The 24843-nt window shown below is 47.2% G+C and carries 13 protein-coding genes; 11 read left to right on the top strand and 2 right to left on the bottom strand.

Annotated elements, in window-relative coordinates; genetic code table 11:
• Nucleotides 1-3: 3 nt before the first annotated feature.
• From infB to AZI86_RS11995, 4 genes are all read left to right on the top strand, one after another.
• Entirely contained in the window at nt 4-2922 is a 2919-nt protein-coding gene (infB, locus tag AZI86_RS12010) for a translation initiation factor IF-2 (RefSeq protein WP_061835429.1), read from the top strand.
• Complete coding sequence (rbfA, locus tag AZI86_RS12005) at nt 2922-3326, top strand: 30S ribosome-binding factor RbfA (RefSeq protein WP_061835428.1); 405 nt, start codon at nt 2922-2924, stop codon at nt 3324-3326. The genes infB and rbfA overlap by 1 nt, the downstream gene beginning before the upstream one ends.
• The gene (gene truB / locus AZI86_RS12000; protein WP_061835427.1) at nt 3316-4236 is read left to right on the top strand and encodes a tRNA pseudouridine(55) synthase TruB; all 921 of its coding nucleotides are present in this window, start codon (nt 3316-3318) and stop codon (nt 4234-4236) included. The genes rbfA and truB overlap by 11 nt, the downstream gene beginning before the upstream one ends.
• A 79-nt stretch (nt 4237-4315) precedes the next feature.
• The gene (locus AZI86_RS11995; RefSeq protein WP_061835426.1) at nt 4316-5524 is read left to right on the top strand and encodes a phospholipase D-like domain-containing protein; all 1209 of its coding nucleotides are present in this window, start codon (nt 4316-4318) and stop codon (nt 5522-5524) included.
• A gap of 43 nt (nt 5525-5567) precedes the next feature.
• Here AZI86_RS11995 and AZI86_RS11990 read toward each other — a convergent pair whose 3' ends face one another.
• Complete coding sequence (locus tag AZI86_RS11990; RefSeq protein WP_061835425.1) at nt 5568-12242, bottom strand: tail fiber domain-containing protein; 6675 nt, start codon at nt 12240-12242, stop codon at nt 5568-5570.
• 353 nt (nt 12243-12595) lie between these two features.
• Here AZI86_RS11990 and rpsO point away from each other — a divergent pair, with 353 nt between their 5' ends.
• The 7 genes from rpsO (at nt 12596) to AZI86_RS11955 (ending at nt 24098) form a co-directional block, all read left to right on the top strand.
• Nucleotides 12596-12865, top strand: coding sequence for a 30S ribosomal protein S15 (rpsO, locus tag AZI86_RS11985; protein ID WP_061835424.1), 270 nt, complete (start codon nt 12596-12598; stop codon nt 12863-12865).
• A gap of 223 nt (nt 12866-13088) precedes the next feature.
• Nucleotides 13089-15185 carry a polyribonucleotide nucleotidyltransferase gene (gene pnp, locus AZI86_RS11980; RefSeq protein WP_061835423.1) on the top strand — a complete coding sequence of 699 codons (2097 nt, stop codon included), beginning with the start codon at nt 13089-13091 and terminating at the stop codon, nt 15183-15185.
• A 10-nt stretch (nt 15186-15195) separates the two neighbouring features.
• Nucleotides 15196-16464 carry a M16 family metallopeptidase gene (locus AZI86_RS11975; RefSeq protein WP_061835422.1) on the top strand — a complete coding sequence of 423 codons (1269 nt, stop codon included), beginning with the start codon at nt 15196-15198 and terminating at the stop codon, nt 16462-16464.
• 12 nt (nt 16465-16476) lie between these two features.
• Nucleotides 16477-16926 (top strand): dUTP diphosphatase, encoded by a 450-nt coding sequence (dut, locus tag AZI86_RS11970; protein WP_061835421.1) that lies wholly within the window; start codon nt 16477-16479, stop codon nt 16924-16926.
• A 205-nt stretch (nt 16927-17131) separates the two neighbouring features.
• Nucleotides 17132-21973, top strand: a complete 4842-nt coding sequence (locus AZI86_RS11965) for a CheR family methyltransferase (RefSeq protein ID WP_061835420.1) — start codon at nt 17132-17134, stop codon at nt 21971-21973.
• On the top strand, nt 21973-23541 hold the full coding sequence (locus tag AZI86_RS11960) for a GAF domain-containing protein (RefSeq protein ID WP_061835419.1): 1569 nt from the start codon (nt 21973-21975) through the stop codon (nt 23539-23541). Before AZI86_RS11965 ends, AZI86_RS11960 begins: the two co-directional genes overlap by 1 nt.
• Complete coding sequence (locus tag AZI86_RS11955; protein ID WP_061835418.1) at nt 23538-24098, top strand: biliverdin-producing heme oxygenase; 561 nt, start codon at nt 23538-23540, stop codon at nt 24096-24098. Before AZI86_RS11960 ends, AZI86_RS11955 begins: the two co-directional genes overlap by 4 nt.
• Here the strand turns inward: AZI86_RS11955 and AZI86_RS11950 are convergent.
• On the bottom strand, nt 24095-24661 hold the full coding sequence (locus tag AZI86_RS11950; RefSeq protein ID WP_061835417.1) for a Yip1 family protein: 567 nt from the start codon (nt 24659-24661) through the stop codon (nt 24095-24097). The two genes, AZI86_RS11955 and AZI86_RS11950, sit on opposite strands and share 4 nt — an antisense overlap.
• Between the last annotated feature and the right edge of the window lie 182 nt (nt 24662-24843).

The raw sequence follows: 24843 nt of genomic DNA, 5'->3' as shown, positions 1-24843 counted from the left end.
AAATTGAGTAATCCAAAGGTTTTTGAATTTGCAAAAGAAGTCGGGATGACCCCGCTAGCCCTTATGGACAAGATCCGTGAGTGGCACTTGCCAGTGAAAAGTCACATGGCAGAGCTAGAACCAGAGGTTCTAGAGCAAATTAAAATCAAACTAAGTGGTGGAGACTCTCCAGCACCTGAAGCTAAGCCGAAAAAAGCGGCGACTCGTAAAGCGGCACCTAAAAAGGCCGCGGCAGAAACTGAAGCCGCATCTGCGGCGGCAGCTCCGGCGAAGTCGACGGTTGTTCGTCGCAAAAAAGATGAAGAAGCTCCGAAAGCGGCTAAAGCGACCGAAGCTGAAGAGGCTGAGGAGTCAGCTCCTAAGACCACTCGTGTTGTTGTTAAGAAAACAGCAGCCAAAGAGGTCGAGGAAGAAGCAGACGTTGCAGCGTCAGCCGCTGTCGTTGAAAAAGCTCCCACGACAAAAGTGGTTGCTAAAGAAGAAGCTCCAGTTGCGGCCCCGGCTCCGGAAGTAAAGGCGAAAGCAGAACCTGTCGCTGCCAAAGAAGCAGCTCCTGCGCCTGAAGCTCCAGCCCCGGCTGCGCCAGCTCCTCAAGCACGTAAAAAAGAAGTCGTGGTGGGAACAAGCGGAGTCGCAAGCTCTTCCACTCCAGCCTCGGCTCCGAAAAGAAATATTATCGGCCGTATGGACCTTTCTCGCGTGCAAACGCAAGCTCCACAGCGCCCTCAAGGAGACCGTCCGCAAGGTGGATTCCGTGGTGGGCCGGGTGGAGATCGCGGTGGCGATCGCCCGCAAGGTGGATTTAATTCGGGCGCTCCTCGTCCTGGCGGTTTCAATCGTCCAGCGGGTGGAGCTCCCACTCGTAACATCCGTACCGGTTTTATCGCGCAATCCGCTCCTGAGCCGATGCCGGTAGGTGATGATCGTTCGCGTGATTTTGATCGCCGTAAAAAGGCCGTCACTCCAAGTCCTGCCGGAGCTGGTGGTTTCGGTGCGGGTCGTGAAAAAGAAAAAGAGAAGGAAGAAGAAGTAAAGGTCTTTAACGCCACGGATTTCCGTAAGCGTGAGATGGTCTTCCAACCTAAAAAGAAAAAAATCGCGATGGCTGGTGGCGCTAAAACGCAAATCACTGTCGCCGCTGCACATAAGCGTGTGGTGAAAGTTAATAACACTATGAAGCTTTCGGATTTAGCGATGGAGATGGGCGTAAAAGCTCCTCAATTAGTTAAAGTCCTTATGCAAAATGGTGTTATGGCGAACATGAATACCGATTTAGATTTTGATACGATCGCCTTGATTGTACCGGAATTTAAGTGGGAAGCCGAAAACGTCTTTAAGACGGCTGATGCTCGTGCCGAAGAAACCGCTTTCGGTGATCTTGAGGCAGAAAGCATCATTCGTCCTCCGGTTGTGACTGTTATGGGTCACGTCGACCACGGTAAAACATCATTGTTGGATGCGATCCGCAATGCCGACGTGGCGGCGGGTGAAGCTGGCGGTATCACTCAGCACATTGGTGCTTACAGTGTTAAATTAGAAGACGGCAGTTTAATTACATTCCTAGATACTCCGGGCCATGAAGCCTTTACGGCGATGCGTGCGCGCGGGGCGAATGCGACAGACATCGCAATTATCGTGGTGGCTGCCGATGACGGTATGATGCCGCAAACTCAAGAAGCCGTGAATCACGCGAAAGCCGCTGGCGTTCCGATGATCGTAGCGGTCAACAAGATGGATAAACCGGGTGCAAATCCAGATCGCATTAAGCAGCAATTAACAGAGCTGCAAATCGTTCCGGAAGAGTGGGGTGGTAACACCATCTTCGCTGAAGTTTCAGCGTTGAAAAAAACTGGTATCAAAGAATTGCTTGAGCAAGTGAAGTTGTTAGCAGAGGTTGCAGAGCTTAAAGCCAATCCAAAACGTTCGGGCACAGGTCTTGTGATCGAAGCGAAAATGGAAAAAGGCAAAGGGCCTGTGGCAACATTGCTGGTTAAAGATGGAACTGTTGAAGTGGGTCAATACATCGTTGCTGGTCATATGAAAGGCCGCGTTCGTTCATTGACTAATGATAAAGGCGAAAGAGTTCAATCTGTCGGCCCGGGTCTTCCCGTCGAAGTGTTGGGACTTGAGGCTGTTCCAGCTGCGGGCGATAAGTTTGACATCGTCAAAGATGAAGCCACGGCCGTGGAAGTTTCTACTTTAAGAAAAGAACAAGCAGAGAAGTCTTCAGCAACTCCGAATGCGAAAATGTCTTTAGAGGATATTTTCTCAAAAGTGAAATCGGGAGACGTGAAAGAGTTGGCGATCGTATTGAAAGCCGACGTTCATGGATCTTTAGAGGCCATCAACGGAATGCTTGCTAAGGTTTCAACTCCGGAAGTGAAAGCACGCGTTATCCACTCGGCTGTGGGTGGTATCAACGAGGGTGACGTGACTTTGGCGAACACCGCAAAAGGTATCGTTATTGGTTTCAATGTCAGACCGGACTTAGGCGCGCAAGCTAAAGCTAAGCAAATGGGTGTGGATATCCGTACTTACTCAATCGTTTACGAATTGATGGATCAAATCAAAGCCGCGATGGCGGGTATGTTGACTCCGGATATCGTGGAAGAAGTTATGGGTCGTGTTGAAGTTCGTAATACCTTCAGCGTGCCTAAAGTCGGAACTATCGCGGGTTGCTTCGTCATTGACGGAAAAATCCAACGTAATAACCAAATCCGTTTGCTTCGTGAAAATAAAATTATCTACGAAGGAAAAATCTCTTCGCTTAAACGTTTCAAAGACGATGCTAAAGAAGTGGCCCAAGGCTATGAGTGCGGTGTCGGCATTGAAAACTACAATGACGTTAAAGTCGGCGATATGATGGAAGCTTTCGTTAAGAAAGAAGTGGCACGTGAATTAGGTGCCGGAGCTCAAGTGTAATGAAGAATATGGGTGATGGGCGCCGAGTTGCGCGTGTAGAACGAGAAATCCAGGCCACCGTCGCTCAGTTTTTGATTCGCGGATTTAAAACACCGTTGCCAGGTCTGGTGACGGTGGCTTCAGTAAAGATGCCAGCCGACCTTCGCACCGCGAAGGTCTATGTCAGTGTTTTAGGTTCTGAAAAACAACAAGAAGAGGCGTTAGACTTACTTCAAGAACGTGCTTTTGAAATTCAAAACTTCATCGGCAAAGAACTAAAAATGCGCTATTGCCCTAAATTGACTTTCTATGTGGATCACACCACTGAACAAGTGATCAAAGTTGAAAAGATTCTTCACGAGCTTGAAAATGAGCGTAAAAAACGTGAAGGAACCGGCGAGACTCCAGAGTCTGATGACGAATAACGAAATATTCCATGGTCTTTTATTAGTCGATAAACCTTCAGGTATCTCGAGTCACGATGTCGTCTCGAGATTGCGTCGTATTCTAGGCACAAAAGCCGTGGGACATTCGGGCACGTTAGATCCGATGGCGTCAGGTTTGATGGCATGTTTAATTAACGAAGGCACCAAGCTCAGCCAATACATTTTGGAAGGCGATAAAGGTTATCGCGTTAAAGCCCAGTTTGGAGTTCGCACCGACACGCTCGATACCACGGGGACGGTTTTAGAAACAAAGCCGGTGGATATCACCAAAGAGCAGATCCTGGCGGCGGCAGAAAAACTGCAGGGGGAGATGGAAGTTGAAGTTCCGATTTATTCGGCGATCAAAATCCAAGGCAAAAAGCTCTATGAATATGCTCGTGAAGAAAAAGAGGTCGAAGTTCCTAAAAAACTTATGACTTTTTGGGATGTGGAGCCCGTGGCGACGGGACCTGATTGGGCCGAGTTTGATATCAAATGCACCAAGGGCAGCTATATCCGTACCTGGGTGGACCTGTTAGGAAAAAAACTAGGCTGTGGCGCTGCGATGAGCGAGTTGCGCCGAACTTGGTCCGCACCTTACGTGATTGCTCAAGGGCAGACGTTAGAATCCATTGAGCTTTCGGTGAAAAACAATGGCAATCGCGATGCCTTTATTCCGATGGATCAGGCTTTGCCGCAAGTAAAGCGTGTCCGCGTTAAGGGACAGGATCGTGTTCTTTTGGGCAACGGGCAAATCAGTCATGATCTGCGCACCCAGCTTATTACGTCATTCAATCCTGACGTGGACCAATATATCCAAGTTCTTGATCAAGAATCTGGGAATTTATTGGCCATTATTGGCTTAGAACCGGGCAAAGGCTTCGCACTGCGCCGAGTTTTTAAGTACTAAATCAGGCCTGCTGCCTAAACACAGCTATACAAGTCCTCATTATTTCGCTAGATCTCAAATCCATAAAAGGGGTGGGGTCATGAAATATTTAATTTCAGTCTTAGTTATCTTTTTCGCATTCAACGCTTCTGCGAAAGTTGAAGCCCTCTTTCACCCGAACGGTCCCACTTTAGAAACAATAGCCCAATGGATTTCTGAAGCGCAATCCACCGTGGACATTGCCATGTACAACATGGACGTCAAAGAGTCTTCGCCTATCATTGCCACGTTGAAAAGTGCGGCTGTCCAGGCACGCCTTCACTCGGGAGAACTGAAAATTCGGGTGAACTTAGAACTTTATAGCAGCCCCGAAGCCAACACGGCTAAAAGACAAGCGCTTGAAGATTTAGGGGTGGATGTTCGTTATTTAGATAATAAAGACGTTAAAATTCATCATAAGTTCGCGGTGATTGATGCTAACGGCCCATTGCCGCGAGTGGTGACCAGCAGTGCAAACTGGGCTGTCATGTCACAAGAAGGTTACGATGAGAATTTCCTTTTTTTTACCGCTGAAAAAGAAGTGACCGCCCGCTATCAACAAGAGTTTTTACGATTGTGGAAAGCGTCTAAAGAGTTCGGCGCGACTTTGCCCTCCACGGAACAAAAACCGGTGTCTTTCGTGGATGAATCAGATGTTGAAGTCGTCTTTAATTCTCCGCGCACGATTGAACCTCAATCTCCGGAAAAATCAATGCTGACGGATGAAATCGTGGGGCATATTAATGGCGCCAAAAAGACTCTTGAAATCGCCACGGCTCGCATTCGTCTGGTGCCGATTTTAGAAGCTCTGCGCACCGCCGCCAATCGGGGCGTGCAAGTGCAAGCGGTGATTGGTCAAGATGACTTCCGGGATTTAGGGCGCCGTGCTCGTTACCTAGTGCATAAGAACATCCAAGTGCGTATTAAGTTTTATAACTTAGACATCAATGATTTCTTAAAATTTCAGATGCATAACAAGTTTATGATTGTGGATGGAGAGACCTTGATTGCGGGATCTTTTAATTGGTCCCAAAGCAGTGAATTCAATCATATTGAGAATATCGTTATTTTGACGGGTGCCAAAGCCCAAGAGGTCATTCCGGCCTATCACCAGCGTTTTTCTGGTATTTGGGAAATGGGACGCGATCAATATGCATCGGTGTTAGCAGATTTAGAAAAAAATCAGCCTCACCAATGTGCTTTGCCGCCAATGGTGCTGACTTCGGATGAAATCAAAGAGCTATTGAAATACAAGGCCGATTGTAAGTAGATTCCAAACTTTGAGCCGTCGGTTGTCGGGCCGGCGGTGCTGGTTATTTCGCCAGATGCTTTTCTAGTTTTTCGAAGCGTGCTTTTAAATCTTCAGATTCTTTTTTAAGGGCCTCGATCTCAGATGATTTTTCTCGATTTTGTTTTTCTAAAAGTAAGATAGCTTGTCCTTGCGAAGCCAATTCGCGGCTTTGGGCCGCTTGAATATCGATAAGATTTTTTACCTTAAGGTGCAGAGCTTTTAAGCCTTCCGTGATCCACGGGATGAAGCCCGTATAACTCACTTGTAAAATTCCACTTTCATCTTGGCGCACGAACTCCGGCGCTACGTCGCGCACATTTTGCGCGATATATCCCGTGTGTCGTGAGCCATCATCACCCTTTTTCAAAGTGTAGGTAACGGCATTTAAACCTAACATTTTGTCTAAGGCCTCTTCACCGGAAATGTTTTGCACATTTTCTTTTAAGCTCGCATCAGACGTACAAGCCCAGTTCGCGGCACTGCTTGATGGTGTTAGAGTACACGAACCCGCAGAGTTAGCGAACCTTGCGACGACCCCGGCTGCGGCTTGTGTTACATGCAAGGTGTTTGAAGGACTGGTTGTACCGATGCCGACAAAACCCGTTTGATCAATGGTCATGCGTGTTTGAAAAGATGTATTGCCGTTGGGAGTAGTCGCAAAATAGATTTTCGCGCCTCCAGCTGCGTTCGTATAGGCTTCCGTAGCTTGAAATGAAATCAATGCCCCCAAATTATTCGTTCCGGAACTATTATAGCCAAGCCCCCCGATATTTAAAAGATCATCACCGCTAGCGACGGCGCCTTTTGTGCCAAAGGAGCCACGGAATTTTTCTCCGTAAAGCCACGGGCCATTGGCATTGTTTCCGTCCCGGCGCAAATATGTCCAGCTGCCGTCAAAGTTTGTAGGAGTATAAAAATAATTTTCGGAGCCGAACTCGGCAACGTTGCTTGTTGTGCCATTTATTTTTGTCGCGATTAAGAGGGCGGTGTCCTCGCTGGTGGAGGTGGAGTCATACACCCAAGGGTTGATTTCCACCGCGTTATAGCGGTTGGAAGCGCTATTGGTTTTTTTAATGAGGAAGCTATTGTCCACCGCCGCGGAACCGCCGACGACATCTAGTTTCACCGCTGGAGACACTGTTCCCACGCCGACGCTTCCCGCGAAGTAAGAAGGGGCGGTGGCGTCACTTGCATAGACTGACCAAGCGTTAGTGGCTTGGATGTTTCCGACGTACAAGCCAAAGCCGTTGGTATTCGCACCCGAGCTTGTCTTTAAAATAGAGGATTGAAGACCCATGGCCGTGGCAATAGTATTTGTCGATGCGTTTTCAATTTGTCCTTGAACACCGACGGCCGTGGTCACGGCACCCGCGCCATTGTTGTTTTTTACGCCGTGCCAGGAGCCACTGAGTTTATTTAAAGCGGATGGCATGCTGTTATTGGCGTAATTCACTTGTCCAATGATTTCACCCGTGATCGCCGCGGTATTTCCATTTTCAGTCCCATTAATTTGACCGATGAAACGGGTGGCGCTAGTTGCCGTAGGATTTGCGAAAGTATAATTAAATGCCGAAGCCACATCCCAAGCACCCACTTCAGCAGAAGTGGTGTTCACCTGCAGTTTGTATCCAGGACTCGTGGTTCCAATGCCGATATTGCCAGATCCGTTTTCAAAGATGCCGCTGGCAACCAGGGCGGTGCCATTCCATTTAGAAACATAGTTTGTCGTATTCGAACCCACTTTAGGATCGGTTTCAGTTAAAACCAACGAATTACAAGCCCAACCGTTTGAAACTGTCCAAATCAGAACCTGATTGGCGGAGCAAGTTTTATTATGAAATTGAGTGCCATCACGAACAACGATCCCGGTATTAGTCGTCATTGTGCCAGTGAAGTTAAGGTCGACCACACCGACGGTGCCATCTGAAATTTTGGCTGAATTTACTGAACCCGTTCCTAAAGTCAAAGAGCCCGTGTTTGAAATCGTGGCGTCACCGCCTAAGGTCACGATTTGCGGAGCAGATGCATTTTTACCAACAACAACTTGTCCATCGGCCATCGCACCTAATTCTTGAATCGCACCACTGATCGAAGCCATCAAACGGTTGCTATTCAATGCTGTGCTGGAATTTGTACCGCCGTTGGCGATAGGTAAGACCCCAGTGACTTCAGAAGTTAAGGTGACCGAAGACACCGTTGAATAAGCTCCCGCTCCGGTGCGTTTTACAAAGCCATTCGTGCTCAGACCATTCAGGCCGGTCAATTCGGTGCCTAAACCAATTGTACCTGACCCCGTGATTGTTCCCCCGGTCAAACCTGTGCCAGCAGTGATGCTTGTCACCGTACCGCTGGTCGCCGGATTTTGCCAAGTTGCTAAGCCGGTCGCGTTGGAAGTTAGAACTTTGCCTAATCCGGGGCTTCCGCCCGTGATTTTAATTTGACCACCCACTTCAAGTTTTGCGCCCGGGTTGGTCGTGCCGATGCCAAAATCACCGGCGGCCGTTAAGCGCATGCGTTCAGTTTGACCTGTGGTCAGAAAGCGCATATCGCCATTTTCAGCGGCAAGAGTTAGACCGGTCACGTTGGGCGTTGACACTATATTAAACCGATCTTGATAAGCGGTGACACTTGAATAGTTAAATGAAGTACTAAAGATACTTCCGGCGGCACCTGCGTTGTTTTCAATAGTAATTCCGACTTCCGAAGCGTTGCCGGTATTGGTATTGCGCATGACAAGAAAAGTTTCACCATTATGATTTTTTTGGATTTCCAAAGGATTAGAAGCCGAGGCGATACCGATACCAACATTGCCACTGACTTCGGAAATACCACTGGCAACTAAAGCAGAACCATCCCACTTAGAAACATAGTTCGTTGTGTTGGCGCCCACCTTGGGATCCGTTTCACTCACTGAGATCGCGGCCCACGTTCCGTCACCCCGAAGATATTTAGTGTTATCCGCCGTGCCGGTACCAAGGCGACCTGTTGCAAATGTGCCGGTGGTGACGGCCGCGGCATCTAATGAGCCGATATTTTGACAAGTCATGCGATCGGTGATCGTGCTCCATACCATGGCTTGATGAGCACCGCAGGATGATGACGGAATAATTTGTGTCCCACCCCATATGGTCGAGATATCTTGCGCACGGATGTTGTTCACGGTCCAGCGGGTGGTGCTTTGATCCCAGACTAAAACTTGTCCCGAAGTTGACGGAACCGTGTTCGCCACCGTTTGGCCTTGGATTTTTACGACGGTCGGATTGGGCAAGCTTCCTGAAAGATCACCGCCCAATGTTGTCGAAGTGGTCAGGATATCTGTGGGGATCACCGCCGCTGGTAGTTTACCAGAAACATTTAATTGGGGAATTTGCCCGGCGTTCGTGCCGACATCAACGGCCAAAGTTCCCGTGGTCGTAATTGTTCCGCCGGTTAAACCTGAGCCTGCCACGACACTTGTTACAGAACCGCTACCACCTGAAGGCCATGAAGAAATGCATGTGGCTCCAATACAGAACTCTGTGGCTTTCACTTTTCCGCCGACATCAAGACGTTCTGTGGGGTTGGCAACTCCGATACCAACTTTTCCGTCATTTTGAAATCGTGCTAAAACAGTTCCGCCGCCGCTGGCGTTTCCGTTTCCGATATCAAAAGCACGCAAGGCACTTACGGACGAATTCATCATATAGAAATTGCGATTGGTCGTGGCATCAGCGCCGATCTGGATTGAACCACCTAGATTCCCGATATGAATCTCTACTTGCGGATTGGTGTTTCCGATACCCAAATTTGATGGAGGAAGGAAGGTCATTCGTTCCACTTCAGATCCACTGCCAAAATAACTACTGAAGAAACCAAACCCACCACCAGCACGTCCTTGGGCATCCATGTTCACTGTTTTGGCGCGAATAGAAGCAAGCGGGGTGTAGGCGTCCGCAGTGTCGGCTGGATTTCTTACGTAACCAGAAAAACTGACGCGACCGATTTCGGCGCCATTGGCCACTTTTCCCGGAGAACCCGCCGTGCCCAATGCACCTGAAAGATCAATGGTGCCAGGAACACTGACACCAAAACCTCTGCTGACAAGCCCCGCTGTCGAAGATGAATTCACTTGCAAGGGACCCGTCATGGTATCGCCCGTTTTAAGAACATAGCCCGAGCCTAAATTGGGTAAAGCGGCCCAGGTCCCATCGTCGCGTAAGAATTTAGACCCATCTGGAGTTCCCGTGGCTAGTCTTGCGACAGAGAACACCCCGGTGGTTATTTTCGCGGCATCAAGATCTGGAATATCTGTTGCGGAAAGGGCTGCGCCCGTGGTCACGCGACCCTTGGCATCCACGGTGACCTTGGGATAAGTGCCAACAATGAGACCGGACACATCTTCAAGTTTGACACCCGTCACCGCGCCATCGTTTATTTTCGCCGTGGTCACGGCATTGGTGGCAATGGCGGTGGTCAGTGTGCCCGCAGAATAACCTGTGGATGTCACATCACCGGCTAAGGCCGTGGCGTAATTTCCTGCGGCTTGTTTGGCGGCGAAGCTATCATATTCAGTTTTTGAAATCGTACCCGCCGTCACACCCGCGCCACTGGCTGAAGGGATTGAGAACGTGTGAGTATTTGAACTTGTCGTAAATCCGTAGGAGGTGGCGGAAGCCGTAGGCGCCAAAGTTTGCGCTGTCCCGTTGGCACCGTTGATTGTGGCGATCCCCGCACCGGCGGCACCCGCCGTGAACCATTTCCACTCTTTCGCGGTGTCATCCCAACGAAGTGATTGCATATCGTTACTGCCACCAGGATTTACCGCCGTCCAAGGGATGTTAGAAGCGTTGATAATTTTATGAGTATTCATATCGATGTCGCCAGACATCTGACCGCCGGCAAGGGGAAGCTTGGTGGCATCACTTGTTGAAAGTGTCTGCCACGTTCCATCACCACGAAGATATTTTGTATTATCCGCAGTCCCGGTACCTAATCTTGCTGCCGCCAATACACCTGTTGTTATCGCCGCCGCATCCAAAGATCCAATGTTTTGACAAGTGAAGCGATCCACCAGTGAGTTCCAGACCATGGCTTGATCTGCCGTACATAAAGTGGAGGGAAGCATCGCGGTTCCACCCCAGGTATTGCGAATGTCTTGCATGCGCACGTACTGGGGCGTCCAGGTGGTATTTCCATTATCCCAAAGGATGACTTGTCCATCCAGTGGCGCCGTATTGGACATCGCGCGAGTTTGGATTTTGGCAACAGTTGGATTGGGATAAGTTCCTGAAAGATCTCCGCCCGCGGAGCCATTCGGTGCTCGTGGTCCCGAAAGGCGAGTGTCATTACCTAAAACAACCTCCGCCGCAGCGGCGTCCCCGGATGAGGGGACGTTGCGAGTCGCAGCTGTACCAAGACCCGAGATGTCCGTATTTGAAAGAGTCACCGCACCGGTTCTTCCCGCAACACTGCTGACGGGCGCTGATGGAGGGGTCACCCAAGAAAGATTTCCGCTGGCATCGGTTTGTAAGATTGAGCCAGCAGCGCCGACCGCGTTAGGCCAGTTTAGGGTATAACCGGTTCCGCCAGGGGGCAGGCGCATCGTTAAATATTGGCTGACGCCATCATAGATGCGGATGTTGGTGGCCGTGACATTGGCGGCACTCACGTCGCGAGTTAAGGTGCCTGTCGTTATTTTTGAAGCATCCAAATTTGGAATATCAGTCGAGGCCAAAGTTCCACCCGCTGTCACGCGCCCTTTCGCATCGACGGTGACAGAGGAGTAGGTACCGGCACTCACTCCCGAGTTTTCAAGTTTTTGTCCGGTGATCGCGCCATCGGCGATCTTCACCGTGGTTACGGCATTATTGGCGATGGTGGTCGTCACCGTTCCGGCTGAGTATAACGATGAAGTGACGTCACCACTTAAGGTAACGATGTAATTGCCAGGGGCTTGTTTGGCAGAGAAAGCATCAAACTCTGATTTTGAAATCGTTCCGGCGGTGACCCCCGCCGTGGATGCTGATGGAATTGTTAGAGTGTGAACATTGCCTGAGGAACCAAAACCGTAAGAGGTGGCCGTCGCTAGAGGAGAGAAGGTTTGTGTCGCTCCGGTTTGACCGTTAAGTGAACTTAAACCTCCGCCCGCGCCTGCGGCGTCGGCAGCACAGCCAAAAGTTCTTGAAGCCGCATCCCACGTAAGGAAAAATCCTGATTTACAGTCGGCACCCAAATTAATTTCTGATTTTAGTACAAATTGGTCAGCAAGATGTCCGCCCAACTTATTAGAAGATTCCGCATGGCCCGCGTAAGGAACAGAGCGAATGGCAGAATCGGGGGAGATTAATCTCCAAGCGGTGCCGTCATGAAATTGAACGCGTAAAAGACGACCGGAGCTTAAAGTGGGAGAAAATGGAGTTCCCCCAAAGCACGTCAAACCCCCTGAATTATTGAAGGCATCTAAGATGGTAAAGGAGGGCGCGGCCGGATAGCTGTGGGAATTACCGATAGGAACGTCGAAAACCCCATTAGAGTTTTGCATGTTTACGCCGTCAACTTGTTCCCGATAAAGCACGCAAGATCCATTGGACGAAGTGATTTCAAAAAGAAAACTGACATTGTTATGTTCTAGAGCCTGGCCGTTGGGTTTTACGATGCGACCTTGATAAGTGAGATAGGTAGGGGCTGCTTTTGCCGAAAGTGCCGCAAAACCAAGCATAAGAGCCCATAGAATATGTCGATACGTTCCCTTAGATTCCATTCGGTACGACCTCTATGAGTATTTTTCGGTTATTTAGTTGGGATACTTGAGGACTGCTCGGCTTAATTACTGGTGTGTAATGTTCTAATCGATCCCATATTAAGGTGCCTAAGTAAAATGACTGGGATTTAGATTTAAATAGAGATTATCACTTCTTGACCTCTTACTAGAGCCCAGGATAGAACCTAAAAACTTATAAAAACTCGGGGGATCGACAGCCATGACGACCTTTGGGTGAGATCAATATTGGCAAGGCCTTAGAAGCCTAAAATACTTCGACAAAGTCGAAGTGCAAACAAAAGGAGACCTTAATGGCGGTCACTAAAGACAACAAAGCGCAAATCGTTAAAAAATTCAAAACAGCAGATCTTGATACGGGTTCTCCAGAAGTTCAAGTGGCGTTGTTGACTGCAAAAATCAACGATTTGACCACTCACTTCGCAACTCACAAAAAAGATCACCACGGTCGCCGTGGTCTAGTAACAATGGTTAACAAACGCCGTAAGCTTTTGGATTACCTTCACCGCAAAGACGGAACACGCTACCAAGCGCTTATCAAAGCACTTGATATCCGTAAGTAATAAGACAATCCTGAGGGGGCTAAAAAAGCCCCTTCTGGTTTTTTTGGCCCTAAGTTTTCACTGCGTCGAAGATGGAGTGTCGGCAAGAGGGTCGCTATCCCAAATAAAAATACACCCGCTTCTAAAAAGCGGTAATGAAAAAAACCTCTCCTGAAAAAAGAAAAAACAGGAGACAAAACAACAAGAGCACAAAAGCTTTTGTAAAAGAATTCAAGGAGAATTAATGAAAACGACTGTAACTACCTCGGTGGGCGGAAAACAGATTACCATCGAAACAGGCCGTTTGGCAAAACAAGCAGATGGATCCGTGCTTGTCTCTTGTGGTAACAACATGGTTCTTGTTACTGCAGTGTCCTCTAAAAAAGCTTCTGAACTAGATTTCTTCCCACTGACAGTTGAATACATCGAAAAATTCTATGCGACTGGTAAAATTCCCGGTGGTTACTTCAAACGTGAAGCCAAACCAACAAACGATGCCGTATTAACCGCGCGTTTGATCGATCGTCCGATCCGTCCTTCATTTCCTGAGGGCTACCGTTACGAAACACAAATCGTCGGTACAGTTCTTTCTGCAGACGGTTCATTCCCATTAGAAATTTTGGCAAGTCTTGGGGCTTCAGCCGCATTGCACGTTTCTGACATTCCATTCAACGGTCCAACATGTGCGATTCAAGTAGGTCGCGTTGATGGTCAATTTATTGCCAATCCAACACCACAACAAATGGAAAAATCAGACATGGATTTGATCGTTGCGGGTACTCGCAATGGTCTTTTGATGGTGGAAGGTGAAACGAAGTTTATCTCTGAAGCGGACGTACTAGCAGCTTTGAAATTCGGTCACCAATCCATGATGCCTCTTTTAAACGCGCAGGATGAATTGCGTGAAAAAACAGGATCAACAGCGAAACGTGCGTTTACACCTCCTGCTATTGATGCTGATTTCAAAACAGCGGCTGAAAATTTCCTTCGTCCGAAAATCGCCGAAGCTCTTTCGATCCGCATTAAGCAAGATCGTTATGCAGCAGCTAACGAGGCGGCAGCTCAAGCTGAAAAAGCTTTGCTAAGCACTGTGACTGACAAAGATCTTTTGAAACAACGTAAAAAAGAACTGAGCGCTATCGTTGATGATTTAAAATACCAAGAAGCTCGTTCTATGATCTTAGATCGCGCGGTTCGTATTGACGGTCGTGATGTAAAAACGGTTCGTCCTATCGCCAATGAAGTGGGCTTGTTGCCACGTGCGCATGGATCAGGACTCTTTACTCGTGGTGAGACGCAAGTTCTTGGCACGGTGACTTTGGGTACGGGTGATGACGAACAAATGATCGATGCTTTGACGGGTTTGCAAAAACGCAAGTTCATGCTTCACTACAACTTCCCTCCATATTCAGTGGGCGAAGTAGGTCGTATGGGCGGTACAGGTCGCCGTGAGATCGGTCACGGAAACTTAGCAGAGCGCGCTTTGAAATCGGTTCTTCCTGATTTCGAAAAATTCCCTTACACCATCCGTATCGTGTCTGAGGTTCTTGAATCGAATGGTTCATCTTCAATGGGTACCGTGTGTGCCGGGACGACAGCACTTCTTGATGCGGGTGTTCCGTTAAAAGCCAATGTTGCGGGTATCGCGATGGGCTTGATCAAAGAAGGGAACCGCGTAGCCGTTCTTTCTGACATCCTGGGTGATGAAGATGCTTTAGGAGATATGGACTTTAAAGTGGCGGGGACTTCACAAGGTATCACGGCCCTGCAAATGGATATTAAGATTGATTCTGTTTCTTTTGAAGTGATGGAGACGGCTTTAGCACAAGCGAAGGAAGGCCGCGCGCATATCTTGAATGAAATGGAAAAAGTGATCAAAACTCCTCGTGGTCAAATCTCTGAATTTGCTCCGCGTATTGAGACGATCAAAATCAAACCAGACAAGATCCGCGAAGTTATCGGTTCTGGCGGTAAAGTCATCCGTGGCATCACGGAAGCAACGGGCGTTAAAATCGAAATCGAAGACGACGGAACTATCCACGTAGCTTCGGCGGATCCTGAAGCAACGAAAAAAGCTATTGCGATGATCAACGACATCATTGCGGAAGCGGAAGTCGGCAAGGTCTACAAAGGTAAGATCGTTAAGATCGCCGAATTCGGAGCGTTTGTTGAGATCCTTCCAGGCACTCAAGGTCTTTTGCATATTTCTGAAATCTCTAACGAGCGCGTTCGTGCCGTTACAGACGTATTGAAAGAAGGCGAAGTGATCGACGTGAAAGTTCTAGAAGTCGACCGTTCAGGTCGCGTGAAACTTTCTCGCAAAGCGCTTTTAAGTCAGTAAATAAAAATAAATGAATACAAAGTTCAACAAATCTGAACTTTCTAACGGGATACGAGTGGTGAGTGAACTTCACCCCGTATCCCGTGCTGTTTCTATCAGTATCTGGGTTTTAACGGGAACTCGAGATGAAGCGCCGGCCGTGGCGGGGATTTCTCACTTGTTAGAACACCTGGTTTTTAAGGGAACAAAATCTCGTTCCGCTTATCAGATCGCAAAATCTTTAGAAGCCTTGGGTGGGGAATTAAACGCGTACACCACGCGGGAATATACTTGCTATCATGCGCTTGTTTTAAAAGATCACTGGGAAATGGCTTTAGATGTACTCTCTGATCTTGTTTCTAATATGCATCTTGTGCAAAAAGAATTCGCTTTAGAAAAAAGCGTGGTCTTACAAGAAATTGCTATGTCTGAAGACAATCATGAAGAGCTGATTTATGACGTGTTTTATGAACAAGTTTATGGAAATCATCCTTTAGCTCGTCCGATCTTGGGGACACCGGCTTCATTGGTTAACATGAAGCAAAGCCAAGTTTTAGATTATTATAAAAAAACCTACACCGGCAAAAACATCATCGTCAGTGCGGCGGGATGTTTAGATCACACGGAGCTTATGAAGGGTGTGGAAAAACGCTTGGGTAAGAAGAAAAAGTCCCAGCTGAAAGACACGCGCAAAGCGCCTCGTTGGTTAAAGCGTCGTCACGTCGTTGAAAGACCGGCAGAACAAGTGCATTTGCTTTTGGGTTTGCCGACCGCCAGCTTTAAAGACTCTCGCCGTTTTGAAGCGGTGATTGCGAATACTTTGTTGGGCGGAGGTATGACCTCGAAGCTTTATCAAAGTGTGCGTGAAAAGAAAGGCCTGGTTTATACCATTCATTCGATGCTTAATTCGCATATCGATTCGGGCATGCTTACGATTTACGCGGGGACTGAAACCAAGAATGCGCGCAAAGTGGGCGATCTAATTTCTAAAGAATTTGAAAAACTGCGTAAAAATGGCGTCACTAAATCAGATGTGGAAATGTTTAAAACCCAAGTCATTGGGAACATTTTGTTGGGTTCGGATGATATCGAAAATCGCATGACGTCTTTAGCCGTGAACGAAATCGTTTTTGGACGTTATAAGTCGGTCGACACGGTGATCGAAGAAATTAAAAAAGTGACCGTCGATACGGTGAATGACTATATTCGAAGCGAGTTGCATTTAGACAAAGCATCCGGGGTTTTATTGGGTCACGGTGTGAACGAGCTAAAAACTTGGTGGGAAGATCTTTCTTTATAAGGAAATTTGAAGATGCAAAAAGTGAACGTTAAAATCAAAAAATTAGAAAACTTCAATGGCGAGCTTCCGCAATATCAATCCGTGGGCGCAAGTGGTTTTGATGTGCGCGCGCAGCTGGCGTCCCCGGTGGTTTTAAACCCGGGTCAACGCGCGATGATCCCAACGGGTCTTTCTTTTGAAATTCCATTGGGCTTTGAAATTCAAGCTCGTCCGCGCAGTGGTTTTGCCGCTAAAAACGGCATCACGGTTTTAAATACTCCCGGAACGATCGATGCGGATTACCGCGGCGAAGTAAAGTTGATCATCATCAATCTGGGGACGGAAGCGGTGACGATCAACGATCAAGAACGTTGTGCGCAGTTGGTGATTGCCCCGGTTTACCAAGCGCAATTTGAAGTGGTGGGGGATCTTTCAGAAACTGTTCGCGGTGCGGGCGGTTTTGGCTCTACGGGTCGCGCTTAGATTTAAGTTCGGATAAAGCAAAGCAAGTTTAAAAAAAAGATGGCAAACGCCATCTTTTTTATTTTTTTGCATTTCTACAAAAAACTTTTAAATTACATCCACGAAATTGACCAAAGGCAGAAGAGGGACTGTGTGCGTATATACCGAGACTCTGCGCCGGAAGTCTGATAAAGTTGTCCCCAGGCTTCGTTTCGGAGGATCGTGAATGCCCAGTAAAACACCCGTGGAAAATTCCCCGAAAAGACTGATTGGAGTGGGCGCTTCAGCTGGCGGTCTTGAGGCGTTGACATCTCTTATTTCTAATATCTCAAAAGACTTTTCAGACACGTTGATAGTGGCTCAGCATTTAGCACCCCATGGTAAAAGCATGCTGGTAGAGCTTCTTGCAAAGCAAAGCAAGATTCCCGTTATCGCGGCCACTCACGAAGCGCGATTAAAAAAAGGCCATATTTACATCGTTCCACCGAATATGAATATCCGCGTCGATGATAAATCTTTGTTTCTGGAAGAATCAGATATTGATAAACGACCCATTCCATCTATTGACACGTTTTTTATTTCTTTAGGTCAGTTTTGGAGAGAGAACGGTGTCGGTATTATCCTTTCAGGAACGGGATCTGATGGATCTGAAGGGATCAGAGCGATTCATCACGCGGGTGGTTTGACCTTGGCCCAAGATGGCTTTTCGGCGAAATATGATGGGATGCCTCAGGCAGCGATTGATACCGCTTGCGTGGATGTGATTCTGTCGCCTGATGAAATGGGTCGAACCTTGGCGAGCTTGATTGAAGAGCATATTCAAGAGCGAAAAGCCGACTTGTTAAATACGCCCGAATGGAAAGAGTGCCTAAAAATTCTTATCGATAAAACGGGCAGTGATTTTTCTCAGTACAAACCCTCCACTTTGCAGCGTCGTTTGTGGCGTCGGGTGCTGCAGGTACACTGTAAGTCTTTGTCCGAATATTTAGCGTATTTAAAACGGACCCCCGGCGAAGTGGGCATTTTATCTCAAGAGCTTCTGGTCAGCGTGACAAGTTTTTTTAGGGACGCGGAAGTTTTTGAAGAACTGGGACGAATTCTGGAAACTCAGATCTCCACCAAACGTGCCGGGGAAGATTTGCGTATCTGGGTCGCGGGATGTGCGACCGGTGAAGAGGCATACTCTCTGGCGATTCTGGCGTGCGAAGCTTTGGAAAAGATTCATCGCAACGTCCCCGTAAAAATCTTTGCGACGGATTTAGATCAAGATGCTATCGCCGAAGGACGTAAAGGGGTTTACGATTCTGATTCACTCTTAGCCTTGCCTAAGGATTATTTAAGGAAATATTTTACCAAACTTTCCGATGGACGATTCGAATTGCAAAAACGTATTCGTGATATGGTGGTTTTTGCTAAGCAAGACATGATTCAAAATCCACCCTTTGTTCGTTTGGATTTAGTGACTTGTCGAAATGTCCTTATTTATTTTGAACCCGAATTACAAAAACGGGTCCTTGAGATCTTTCACTTTGCCCTGACAAATTCTGGTTACTTGTGTTTAGGAAAATCGGAATCTCCGGGCAGTGATAGTACTTTTTTTGAGACCTTCGATAAAAAATTAAAAATCTATAAAAAGAATGACGTCGCTTCAAGTTTGCAGATGAATCGATTTTCAACAACCTCTAAGGCAGAGTTCATCCCGGCACGGCGCAGGCCCGAGTCCAATGGACCTTCGCTTTTAGAAAAGGGTTTATTAAGAATACTGAGAGACTATGGTCACAGCGGGGTGATTGTAGATAAGGATCTTAACATGGTCCAAGTCCTAGGGGATATCTCGGAATTTGCTTCTTTTTCTGCTTCTCAGTCTGATTCCCGTTTAATCAGTCTTCTGCCAAAACAGGTGGGCATAGAATTGCCGATGCTTTTAAAAAGAGCCACCGATGATATGAACATCCATTTTAGTCATTGGTACACTTCTTCGGGTAAAAAGACCCAGTTTCGCATGGCCGTGCGCATGATGTCAGAAGAAAGTTCTCGAGACGCAAGGAACTCTTTGTTCTTAATCAGCTTTGAATCGCGCCGAGAAGATGTGTCGACGGCTCCGGCCGGCCGCTCGTTGTCGGCGGACGAGTTGCCGTCTCATGTTTTAGAGATGGAGCAAGAACTTTTTGCAACTCGCGAACACCTTCAGACGGTGATCGAAGAGTTGGGCGTAGCCAATGAAGAATTGCAATCATTAAACGAAGAGCTTTCATCGGCCAATGAAGAACTGCAATCCACCAATGAAGAGTTAGAGACCACCAATGAAGAGCTGCAAAGTGGTAATGAAGAGCTGACCACGGTGAACGAAGAACTCAATATGAAAAGTCAGCAGCTTCGTGAAACCAATACCAGCTTGGAAAACATTCAAGAAAGTATTGGGGCGGGTTTGGTCGTTGTCGATAAATCCGGACAGGTGGTTCGCTTTAATCAGGAAGTCCTAAAGATCTTCGCTTTAAACACCTCTCATATTGGTAAATCTTTGGCTCAAGTTTCAGCCTACCTGGAGCTGCCGGACTTTCAGAAACACGTCAATGAAGCTATTGAACAGGGAAAAACATCTGAAACTGTTTGTGAAGGTGCGAATGCGGTTTATCAAATGCGCTGCCAGCCTTTTTACGATGAAAATCGTAAAATCGTGGGAGCCACGTTGGTGTTCATCGATGAAACGGCTATCACCAAAACTCGTCAAAAACTTCAACGCAGTGAAACTCAGCTGCGAGCGATCTTAGAAAGTTTCACTGGCCCGGTCAGCATGAAGGATCCGCATGGACGTTACCTGATGGTGAATTCGACCTTTTTAAAATTTTTCAATCTTTCTATGGATCAGGTTTTGGGACGCACGGATCAAGATTTGTTCGACAATGCTATGGCAAGTGCCATGCGCAAGGCGGACTTAGAGGTCATGTTCCGCGGAGATCCTTTAAGACAAAGTGAAGATGTTTTAGATCGTCATGGAAAAAAGCGGGTGCTTTATTCCAGCCGATTTCCACTTTACGAAGGGCGACAAGATACGCCTTATGCGATCGGCATGATCGCGGTGGATATCACGGCGCAGACGGAAATGCAGGCGCAACTGGCGGAAAGTGAATCCCGTTATAAAGCTCTGATTGAAGATCAAGCTGTCTTTGTCTGCCGGATGACGCCTTCAGGGGAGTTGATTTATGCCAACAATCTTTTTGAGGTTCATTTCTCAGACGCAGGTCGCAGCGTGGAAGGTTCTTTCTTTCAGAACTTCTTACCTCGTCATGATATGGGCAAGGTGCAAGGGGATCTTTCATCGATCTCAACTCGCCAACCGATCATGCAATCAGAATACCGCGTGTATCGTAAAAACGGCGTGGCTAGATGGATTCGTTGGATTTTAAAAGGAATCTTTGATGCCTCGGGTGAGGTCCTAGAAATTCAAGCCATCGGTTTTGATATCACGGATTATCGCACCCAAACCGATCGATTGTTGGAAAAGGAAGCCATTTTTTCTACGATTCTAGGCAATACGTCGGATATGGCGGTGATTTTACATCGTCAAGAGAACGAGTTTGTGCCGGAGTATTTTAATAAGATTGCCGAAGAGATCCTAAAAAGTGAAGGGCCTTTGTTGGGCCGTCCTTTAAGCCAAACGCGGGCCCCAGAGCGCGTGACCCGTCTTTATGAGATGTTTGAGTATGCCTTAAATACCAATGAAAGTGTGACCTTTGAAGATCATTGGTTTGCTGGCACCCGAGAGCTTTATCTTTTATACACCGTGGTGCCTTTGCGTTCCTCGGTCGTTTCTGATGGTGTGGATCGTGTGGCGGTCTTATGTAAAGATATTTCCGCCCACAAGGTGATTGAGCATGACTTGCGCATTGCTAAAGAAGCGGCCGAAGTTGCGAACGAAGCAAAAAGTGATTTCCTAGCTTCGATGAGCCATGAATTGCGCACGCCTTTAAACGTTGTTTTGGGAATGTCGACACTTCTTTCAGAAACGCATTTAGATGAAGATCAGAAAGAGTTTGTGGGCAGTATTGATCGTTCCGGCAAGGCGTTGTTGTCGCTGATCGAAGATATTCTGGATATTAGTAAAATCGAGTCGGGTAAAATCAAACTGAGTGCCGAAACATTTGATTTGCGAGAACTCGTTAAAGAGTCCGTTCGGATGTTTGAGAGTAGCGCTAGCAGTAAAGGGATTGCGCTGGAATTGGCCATGGACTTTCCAAGTGAAGAGCTCGTGGTTGGGGATCCGGGGCGTTTGCGTCAGGTGCTTGTAAACCTCGTTGGTAATGCTTTAAAGTTTACGGACAAGGGCCAGGTCACCGTCACGGTGCGCCCGGGATACTATGATTTTGCCGGTGAAAAAGAATATTATTTTGAAGTCAAAGACACCGGCATCGGAATTAAAAAACAAGATCACGGCAAGATTTTTCAGAAGTTTTCGCAAGTGGAATCTGGACATTCTCGACGTTTTGGAGGTTCAGGTTTAGGACTGGTGATTTCTCGTCAGATTGCGGAGATGATGAAAGGAACCATGGGCTTTGACAGTGAAGAGGGTCATGGCAGTACATTCTGGTTTTCGGTAAAATTGCATTCGGCGGCCCAATCAGAAATCAGAGCTAAACAACGTCGTCAGCAACTGATGCGCGTAGATTTGGATGACCCCACAGAGCTTCATGTTTTAGCGGTGGATGATAATAAAGAAAGTCTTAATGTCATTCGCTTGTTTATCGAACGCTTGGGTCACAAGGTGTACCCAGCAGGCCGAGGGCTTGAGGCCATCCAAGTTCTTAAAGCCAATCCTATCGATGTGGTATTGATGGATGTGCAAATGCCGGGTATGGACGGGTATGAAACGACGCGCATGATTCGCAAAGATCCCACTATTCCTTCGCAGTTGCCTATTATCGCCCTCACGGCCAATGCGATGTCCGGAGATGCGGAAAAGTGTTTGCAGGCGGGCATGAATGATTATTTGACGAAACCTATTCGCATTGATGTTTTAAAAGAAATGTTATCTCGGTGGTCCTTGCATCTTAAAGGGAAGGGTGAGTAATGCCGGAAATCAGTCTACGTATTGGCGATCTTCAGGAATGTAATAACGAGCAGATTCATCTTTCCGGGGCGGTCCAAGGTCATGGGGCCCTCATGATGTTTTCCGCCGACGAAAGGATTCAAGCGATTTCCAAAAACGTCGCGGCCGTTCTGGATTTAGGACAAAGAAATATTCTAGGCGCAAAACTTTCGCACGTTTTGCCCGAAGAATTTGTGCAGAACATTCTGGCCCTTCAAAAGCAGCACCCTTGGCGATCTAAGGGGATGTACTTGACGACCCCCATCGGCAAGTCAAAATTTGACGTGTACATGTTTTCCAGCGGAAACTACTTCGGATTAGAATTTGAACCTTTGCGTGAATCTGCCGAATTCTTCGAGTCTCAAAATGTTCTGCAAGACTTTATGGCCGAGGTTAAAGAGGCCCGCACGGTGGTGGATTTGACGAGCGTTGCATGCCGCTATATTCGGCAAGTGGCGGGCATAGATCGCGTGATGATGTATCGATTTTTACCTCCTTCTTGGCATGGTGAAGTCATTGCCGAAGATCGCGTGATGGGAAGTCATTCCTTTCTTTATCATCGTTTTCCGTCGTCGGATATCCCTAAGCCTGCGCGGGACCTTTACTTAAGAAATAAAGTGCGTTTGATCACGGATTCTCAAGGTCACATTTCGGCCATTGAGCCCAAAGAAAATCCAGAAACAGGGAAGGTTTGGGATCTCAGTGATTCTCGATTGCGGTCGGTTTCTCCGATTCATATCGAGTATCTTAAAAACATGGGGGTCGCAGGCTCCATGTCGTTTGCGGTGATTGTCAAAGGCTCCTTATGGGGTCTTATTGCTTGCCATAGTTCAAAACCGTTTACCATGACCAACGCCCATCGCGCCATTTGTTGTGCGATTGCCGATGTTGTTTCATCGCAAGCCACTTTGATGGAGGATCTTGAGGGGCACTTATTGAGGTCCTCTTTTGATGCTCGTTTGCGCAAGATTATTGAGATGACTTTAATTTCTAAAGACATCTTGGGGGGCCTTTTAAAGCAACATGCTTTACTAATGGAAACTTTTAATGCGACAGGCGTTGCCATTTGCAATGCGCAAACTCAAGATATTTCGGGATTGGTTCCTGCTGGTTCTTTACTTAAAGATCTGTATGCTAAAATCATCGATGAGATGAAAAAGACAGAAAAAGAAGTTTTTGCGATCAATAGTTTGACCACTATCATGCCCGATATTGCCAGCAAACTTAAGATGGCTTGTGGGGTTTTAGCGGTGCGAATTCACGATAAAGAAGACTCTCTTTTAATGATTTTCCGCCCTGAGCAGGTGCGCATGATCACTTGGGGAGGAGACCCTGTTAAAAGCCTTGAAAAGAAAAATTTTTCCGGACAGATCAACCCCCGGGCCTCATTCGAATCTTGGCAAGAAAAAATTGAAAATCAGTCCATCCCTTGGAGCTCTCATGAACTTGATGGAGTTTCCTTTATGAAGGAAGTTTTGTTCGATTCGGCTTTGGTAAAAAAAGGGGCCATTGACATGCTGACGGAAAGTCTTAAAGGGCGCCCGTCATGATCTTAACCCAATTAAGGGAAGCCACCGCTGCGAACCATAAATCTATTGAAGGGGCGATGCCTTTATTTCCCCAGATTGAGATCCAAGCCTATCGTCAGTTGCTGGAAAAGTTTTGGGGTTTTTATAGCCCCTTAGAGCAGCTTCATTCCGACGCCTTTTCGCAGCAGACTAAAAATCTAGAAATGCCTTTGCGAAAAAGAACCCCGTCTTTGCAAAAAGATCTTTCTTATTTTCACGACGATAAAACGCTTGCCGCGTTACCGCGATGTGCAGATTTGCCGCGATACAGTTCTTGGCCTGAACTTTATGGTGGCTTGTATGTGATTGAAGGATCTAGCCTGGGTGGGCAGGTGATCACGGCGCATTTGCATAAAATGGGATTTCCCCAAGAGATTTGTCATTTCTTTAATGGCTATGGCGCCATGACGGGAAAAATGTGGCAGGGATTTTTAAAAGAACTGCAAGCCCATGTCTTGTCCAACGAAGAAAGAGCCTTGGCCGTTAAAGCCGCGCAGGACACTTTCATGAAACTTGAAAAGTGGCTGCGCGCTTCTTAAAAACGATCCATGCGTGAAATGTCAATGCGGTTCCACAGCCAGATGATAAAGACGATGGCAAAAAGAATCGTCACCAGTCTTAAAGCACGGCGTTTATCCATCTGAAAGTTTTCAGTCAGTCCCACCGCCATGAGCAATGCGGTAAAAGCAAAACCCACAAGAGTGATCGGTGGGATGATTTCCGAGCCTACTTGAAAAATGAAAAATGGAATATTGGCAAAAAGAAGCAAAGTAAAGATCTTGCGCAGCGAACACGTGCGCTTTTCAAAGACTTGAAAGTAATAGTAAATCGTCAATGAACCCACGGCCGTTGTCACCACCCCCACGATGGGCGAGATAATAATGCCACCGATGACTCGAAAAAAGCTGGGAGGAACGAGACCGGTGATCACACCCGAAGCCATGCTGATAACTATTAACGTGATTAATAAAACGGTCCAATTCCAGTCCGGAAGAGTTTTTATTTTTTCAACAGGGTGGCGGAGGTAATCAACCACATAGCGAAAAACATGCTTAACAGTTTCAGTGTGTTGGCGAGGTGTCACGTCACGATAGTCATTCATAAATTAGATTTCAGCATGGGCTTAGGTCCTTGCGCAAGGTCTATGAGTCGAGGTCTTGTTTATACAAATATAAGTTTAATTTGCATTGTAATGAATAAATCTTAACAAAACCAGATGAAGGTCTGGGCCTCTGGACTCGAGCAAATCTAAAGAAATCTCGATATGTGGTTAGGATTTATCTT

The organism is Bdellovibrio bacteriovorus, from assembly GCF_001592735.1.
GTDB lineage: Bacteria > Bdellovibrionota > Bdellovibrionia > Bdellovibrionales > Bdellovibrionaceae > Bdellovibrio > Bdellovibrio bacteriovorus_D.
Note: the sequence above shows the minus strand (reverse complement) of the source record. Positions and strands in the feature narration are given on the sequence as shown.

What these genes read in the sequence shown, in the direction of transcription:
- rpsO (WP_061835424.1), top strand. Translation starts at nt 12,596, where the DNA reads ATGGCGGTCACTAAAGACAACAAAGCGCAAATCGTTAAAAAATTCAAA.
- AZI86_RS11975 (WP_061835422.1), top strand. Translation starts at nt 15,196, where the DNA reads ATGAATACAAAGTTCAACAAATCTGAACTTTCTAACGGGATACGAGTG.
- AZI86_RS11960 (WP_061835419.1), top strand. Translation starts at nt 21,973, where the DNA reads ATGCCGGAAATCAGTCTACGTATTGGCGATCTTCAGGAATGTAATAAC.
- truB (WP_061835427.1), top strand. Translation starts at nt 3,316, where the DNA reads ATGACGAATAACGAAATATTCCATGGTCTTTTATTAGTCGATAAACCT.
- AZI86_RS11995 (WP_061835426.1), top strand. Translation starts at nt 4,316, where the DNA reads ATGAAATATTTAATTTCAGTCTTAGTTATCTTTTTCGCATTCAACGCT.
- AZI86_RS11990 (WP_061835425.1), bottom strand. Translation starts at nt 12,242, where the DNA reads ATGCTTGGTTTTGCGGCACTTTCGGCAAAAGCAGCCCCTACCTATCTC.
- AZI86_RS11950 (WP_061835417.1), bottom strand. Translation starts at nt 24,661, where the DNA reads ATGAATGACTATCGTGACGTGACACCTCGCCAACACACTGAAACTGTT.
- dut (WP_061835421.1), top strand. Translation starts at nt 16,477, where the DNA reads ATGCAAAAAGTGAACGTTAAAATCAAAAAATTAGAAAACTTCAATGGC.
- AZI86_RS11965 (WP_061835420.1), top strand. Translation starts at nt 17,132, where the DNA reads ATGCCCAGTAAAACACCCGTGGAAAATTCCCCGAAAAGACTGATTGGA.
- rbfA (WP_061835428.1), top strand. Translation starts at nt 2,922, where the DNA reads ATGAAGAATATGGGTGATGGGCGCCGAGTTGCGCGTGTAGAACGAGAA.
- AZI86_RS11955 (WP_061835418.1), top strand. Translation starts at nt 23,538, where the DNA reads ATGATCTTAACCCAATTAAGGGAAGCCACCGCTGCGAACCATAAATCT.
- pnp (WP_061835423.1), top strand. Translation starts at nt 13,089, where the DNA reads ATGAAAACGACTGTAACTACCTCGGTGGGCGGAAAACAGATTACCATC.